Origin of the sequence: Pseudomonas guineae (assembly GCF_900113745.1) — a bacterium.
Lineage (GTDB): Bacteria > Pseudomonadota > Gammaproteobacteria > Pseudomonadales > Pseudomonadaceae > Aquipseudomonas > Aquipseudomonas guineae.
Map to the genome: position 1 here is coordinate 573863 of NZ_FOQL01000002.1, position 6074 is coordinate 579936.

Below are 6074 nucleotides of genomic sequence, written 5' to 3' on the forward strand. Positions count from 1 at the left end.
TTGTCCTCAGGCCTTGCGCGGAGCGAGGTAGGCTAACCAGCGGCGCTCGGCCTGCTTGAACAAGCGCACGAGGATAAAGGTCAGGCACAGGTAGAACAGACCAGCAGTGATAAACGCCTCGAACGGCAGGTAATACTGCGAGCTGACGGTCCGCGCAGCGCCGGTGATGTCGACCAGTGTGACGATCGAGGCCAGCGAGGTGGTGTGCAGCATCATGATTACTTCATTGCTGTACTGCGGCAGTGCACGGCGCAGCGCCGAAGGCAGGAGGATGCGCCGATACAGCTTGCTGCGCGACATGCCCATTGCCTTGGCCGCCTCGATTTCGCCATGCGGTGTGGCCTTTAGGCTACCGGCGAGGATCTCGGCGCTGTAGGCGCTGGTATTAATGGCAAAGGCCAGGCAGGCGCAGAAGGTGGCGCTGGAGAAATACGGCCAAAGAAAGCTCTCACGCACAGCCTCGAACTGAGCCAGGCCGTAGTAGATGAGAAACAACTGCACCAGCATCGGTGTACCGCGAATCACATAGGTGTACAGCCACGCCGGGAAGTTGACCCATGGCGATTTAGAAACGCGCATCAAACCCAGGGGAATCGCCAGTGCTAGACCGAACGCCAGGGAAATTAGCAGAATTTTTAAGGTGACCAGCACTCCACCCAAGTACAACGGCAGGCTGTTCCAGATTACGTTGAAATCAAAAATCATCGCTGCGCTCCCCGCTTACAGATCAGCGGCTTTAGTGCCGACCGAGTAACGCTTTTCCAGGTAGCGCAAAGCCAGCAACGACACGCTGGTCAGTACCAGATACAGACCGGCGACCGCCAAGTAGAAGGTAAATGGTTCGCGGGTCGCATCGGCGGCGCTTTTTGCTTTGAACATCATGTCCTGCAGACCCACCACCGAAATCAACGCAGTAGCCTTGGTCAGTACCAACCAATTGTTGGTGAAACCGGGAATGGCGAAGCGAATCATCTGTGGCACCAGAATGCGAAAGAACACCTGTATTCCACTCATGCCATAGGCCGCACCGGCTTCAGCCTGACCTTTGGGGATGGCCATAAAGGCGCCACGAAAGGTCTCCGACAGGTAGGCACCGAAGATAAAGCCCATGGTGAACACGCCAGCGATAAAGGGATTTATGTCGATGTAGTCGTCATAACCGAGCATCGGCGCGAGGCGGTTTACGATGTCCTGACCGCCATAAAAAATCAGCAGGATCAGCACCAGGTCGGGAATCCCGCGAATCACCGTGGCGTAGGTTTCACCCAGCAGCGATAACCACTTGATCGGCGACAGGCGAAAAGCCGCCCCCAGCAAGCCTAACGTGACGGCCACGGCCATCGATGTTAACGCCAGAATCAGGGTGAGCCAGGCACCCTCTAGAATGGTCGAGCCGTAGCCGTTGAGCATGCTCTGCTTACCTCATGCAGACGCCGGTCGGCGCCTGGGAGTACAACGAAAAAGTGGCGTAAACCTCAGGGAAACGCGGGTTTACGCCACTTTCAGTGAGGACGACAGGGTGAACTTAATTAGTCGCCGTAGACGTTGAAGTCGAAGTACTTGTCCTGCACTTCCTTGTATTTACCGTTGGCGCGAATAGCCAGAATAGCGGCGCTGATTTTGTCAGCCAGGACCTTGTCGCCTTTGCGTACAGCAATACCTTGACCTTCGCCGAAGTATTTGACGTCGGTAAAGTCCGGGCCGGCAAAAGCAAAACCTTTCCCAGCGTCAGTTTTCAGGAAGCCATCATCGATATTTACTGAGTCAGCCAGGGTGGCATCCAGACGACCGGAGTTCAGATCGAGGAAGATTTCGTTTTGCGAGCTGTAGCGCACGATCTCGGCACCGGCAGTGGCAAACACATCCGTGGCGAAACGATCATATACAGAGGAGCGCTGCACGCCGATTTTCTTGCCTTTTAGATCAACCGCTGGGTCTTTCAGCTCGGTACCGGCTTTCATCGCCAGCTTGGCCGGCGTGGCGTAATACTTACCGGTGAAATCCACCGACTTTTTGCGGTCGTCGGTGATCGACATAGACGACAGCACCGCGTCGAACTTGCGTACTTTCAGTGCAGGGATCAGGCCGTCGAACTCTTGCTCGATCCACTTGCACTCGACTTTCATCTCTTCGCACAGAGCAACGCCGATGTCGTAGTCAAAGCCGCTGATGGCACCGTCTGGCGTTTTGAAGGCGAATGGAGGGTAAGCCGCCTCAATACCAATACGCAGAGGCTTGGACTCTTCAGCCATGGCCAGCGGCGACAACATGGACAGCGCCAGTGCGCCGAGAAGTGCAATCTTCTTCATTTTATGACTCCTTCGAATGGGTATGGCTTTAAGTGCGTATCAAGCAGCAGCGTGAACATTGACAGTGCGTATTGTGGTGGATCCAGGCTGCATTAATTGTAGTGAGTCAGCATTAAGCTGCGCAGTGCACAGCGCTAAGACGGTCTCAGCAGGGTGAGCCGCATTCTAGCGACAGCTCGAAAGTCGATATTTCTTCAATGCGACAAGTAATTACAAAAGACCCGGGCGGGCATAGCGAGGGTATTGACAGCTCATGAAAAACATGAGGAGAAATGATGACGAAAAACCAATTTATCAAGCAAATACCGCACCAGAATTTAATCAGCCCCCTATTTCATAGGCTTGATACTGCTTTTAGCTTTCCAGCCCGACAAAGCACCGCGCTATTTTGGCGCAAAACGTTCCCGCACACCTCATAAAAGTGCGCAGTGTTACGCCAAGGTGACAGTCAGCTACCCAGATGAAAATCGATCACTGCGTATTTGGACTGAATATCGACCAGAAAGCACAACGCCCTGCCCGGCTTGTGGCCGAAACAGGGCGTTGCTTGCAGGTGCTATAACGGCTGTTAGGCAGCCTGCATCTCGCGGTGAGTGTCAATGAGGTGCTGCACCACGCCAGGATCGGCCAGCGTGGAGATGTCGCCGAGCGCATCGTATTCGGCGGTGGCGATCTTGCGCAGGATACGGCGCATGATCTTACCCGAGCGGGTTTTCGGCAAGCCTGGGGCCCACTGAATGACGTCTGGTGTAGCGATGGGGCCAATTTCCTTACGCACCCAATTTTTTAGTTCCTGACGCAGCTGCTCTGACGGCTCCTGACCCTGGTTCAAGGTCACGTAGACATAGATGCCCTGCCCCTTGATGTCGTGCGGCACACCCACCACCGCGGCTTCGGCGACTTTAGGGTGGGCGACCATGGCGCTCTCCACCTCAGCTGTACCCATACGGTGGCCGGAAACGTTGAGCACGTCATCCACCCGACCAGTGATCCACCAGTAGCCGTCTTCGTCACGACGAGCACCGTCACCTGTGAAGTACATACCTTTGAAGGTTTTAAAATAGGTATCGACGAAGCGGTCGTGATCGCCATACAACGTGCGCGACTGACCCGGCCACGAGTCGAGTATCACCAAGTTACCTTCCGCCGGCCCCTCAATGATGTTGCCCAAGTTATCCACCAACGCCGGCACCACACCAAAGAATGGGCGAGTCGCCGAGCCTGGCTTAAGCGCCGTGGCACCCGGCAAAGGCGTGATCATGAAGCCGCCAGTTTCGGTCTGCCACCAAGTGTCGACGATCGGGCAGCGTGATTGACCTACCTTCTCGTAGTACCAGTTCCAAGCCTCTGGGTTAATCGGCTCGCCAACCGAGCCAAGCAAACGCAGGCTAGAACCATCAGCCCCGGCCACGGCAGCATCGCCTTGAGCCATCATGGCGCGAATTGCGGTCGGCGCGGTGTAGAGGATGTTTACCTTGTGCTTGTCGATGATCTTCGACACACGGGTCACATCGGGATAGTTAGGAATACCCTCAAACATCAGCGTGGTCGCGCCATTGGCCAGCGGCCCGTAGACGATGTAGCTGTGCCCAGTGACCCAGCCAACGTCGGCGGTGCACCAGTAAATATCGCCTGGCTTGTAATCAAATACCCGCTCATGGGTCAGTGCGGCATACAGCAGGTAGCCGCCAGTGGTGTGCAGCACGCCCTTGGGCTTGCCGGTCGAGCCAGAGGTGTAGAGGATGAACAACGCCTCCTCGGCACCCATTTCTTTAGGCGCACAGACGCTGCCAGCCACCTTCATCAGGTCCTCGTACCAGATATCGCGGTGCGGGTTCCACTTGATCTCGGAGCCCGTGCGTTTGACCACAATGACCTTCTGGATGCTGCGCGTCTCCGGGTTGGTCAGGGCATCGTCAACGTTGGCCTTGAGGGCAACCTTCTTACCGCCACGCAGACCTTCGTCAGCGGTGATCACCACCTTGGACTGGCAATCGATAATGCGCCCAGCCAGAGCGTCTGGAGAGAAACCGCCGAACACCACCGAGTGAATCGCACCGATGCGGGTACAGGCCAGCATGGCGACCACGGCTTCGGGGATCATTGGCATGTAGATGGTCACCACGTCGCCGCGGTGCACATCTTGGCCGCGCAGCGCGTTTGCCAGCTTGCAGACTTCTTCGTGCAACTCGCGATAGGTAATATTGCGGCTTTCAGAAGGGTCATCGCCTTCCCAAATAATCGCCACTTGATCACCGCGCTCGGCCAAGTGACGGTCCAAGCAGTTGTAGGAAACGTTCAAGGTGCCGTCGGCAAACCACTTGATGTCGACACGGTGATCATCGAAGGAGGTTTGCTTGACTTGAGTAAACGGCTTGATCCAGTCCAGGCGCTGAGCCTGCTCACGCCAGAAACCATCGGGATTGATCACCGACTGCTGGTACATGGCTTTATAAGTCGCCTCGTCGGTCAGCGACTGGGCCGCCGCCTCAGGGGACACGGGATACAAGGACGCAGCAGTCATCAGAAACTCCTCAGTGGGTAGTTGTTGTTCTATACCCCATTTTGTAGCCAGCACCCTGGTTCAAGGCCATTCGACCATGGTCTTAGCGCTCTAAGACCATGGTCTCAAGCATTTATCCGTTCATGCCCAGCCAGTTGGGCAGCGCCATGGAAACAGCAGGCACATAGGTGATGATCATCAGGAAACCGAGCAACAGCATCAGCCACGGCCAGGCGGCCTTGATCACCGCCGTTAGCGGCATGCCAGTCACCGCCGAGGTGACAAACAAATTCAGCCCCACGGGTGGCGTAATCAGACCTATCTCCATGTTCACCACCATGATGATGCCCAGGTGAATCGGGTCGATACCCAGCTGTACTGCAATCGGGAAGAGGATCGGCGCGAGAATCAGGATGATCGCCGACGGTTCCATAAAGGCCCCTGCCACTAGCAGCACGACGTTCACCACCAGCAGGAACTGCCAAGGCTGCAGGCCCATCTCGATCACCCAGGCGGTAATGGTCTGGGGGATCTGCTCAGTGGTCAGTACGTGAGCAAACAACATAGCGTTGGCGATGATGAACATCAGCATGATGGTCAGCTTGCCGGAGTCCAGCAACACCTTGGGGCACTCGCGAATCGTCATGTCTTTGTACACAAACAGCGCGACGAAGCCGGCATACACTGCCGCTACCGCAGCGGCTTCGGTCGGTGTGAACATGCCGGAATAGATGCCGCCGAGGATGATCACCATCAACAGCAAGCCCCAGACGGCTTTTCGCGCCGTAGTCAGCAACTGACGTAGGCTGGCGCGCGGCATAGCCGGCAGGTCCATCTTCCGCGCGACGATATAAATCGCCACCATCAGCGCCACGCCCAGCAGTAAGCCCGGGATGACGCCGGCCATAAACAGCTTACCCACCGACTGCTCGGTTGCCGCGGCATACACCACCATCACAATCGAGGGTGGAATCAGAATGCCCAGCGTACCGGCGTTACAGACGATGCCCGCGCCAAAGGCCTGCGGATAACCGGAGCGCACCATGCCGGCGATGGCAATCGAACCCACCGCCGCCACCGTAGCGGGCGACGAACCTGACAGCGCTGCAAACAGCATGCAGGCCATCACCGCAGAAATCGCCAAGCCGCCGCGGATATGACCGACGCAGGCGTTGGCGAAATCGATCAGGCGCTGGGCCACACCGCCGGTGGTCATAAACGCACCGGACAGCAGGAAGAACGGAATCGCCAGCAGGGTGTAG

At 56.7% G+C, this 6074-nt stretch carries 5 protein-coding genes; all 5 read right to left on the reverse strand.

Translation table 11 applies throughout. The features are described 5' to 3' along the window. Positions 1–6: 6 nt before the first annotated feature. A complete protein-coding gene (locus tag BMZ32_RS11410) occupies positions 7–705 on the reverse strand; it encodes an ABC transporter permease (RefSeq protein ID WP_090242085.1) in 699 nt (232 codons plus the stop codon). Positions 706–720: 15 nt separating this feature from the next. After that, a complete protein-coding gene (locus BMZ32_RS11415) occupies positions 721–1410 on the reverse strand; it encodes an ABC transporter permease (protein ID WP_090242086.1) in 690 nt (229 codons plus the stop codon). Between the two features lie 119 nt (positions 1411–1529). After that, positions 1530–2309, reverse strand: a complete 780-nt coding sequence (locus BMZ32_RS11420) for an ABC transporter substrate-binding protein (RefSeq protein WP_090242087.1) — start codon at positions 2307–2309, stop codon at positions 1530–1532. 568 nt (positions 2310–2877) lie between these two features. Then, positions 2878–4833 (reverse strand): acetate--CoA ligase, encoded by a 1956-nt coding sequence (gene acs, locus BMZ32_RS11425; RefSeq protein WP_090242088.1) that lies wholly within the window; start codon positions 4831–4833, stop codon positions 2878–2880. A 112-nt stretch (positions 4834–4945) separates the two neighbouring features. Continuing rightward, on the reverse strand, positions 4946–6074 hold a 1129-nt coding region (dctM, locus tag BMZ32_RS11430), incomplete at its 5' end, for a C4-dicarboxylate TRAP transporter large permease protein DctM (protein WP_090242089.1).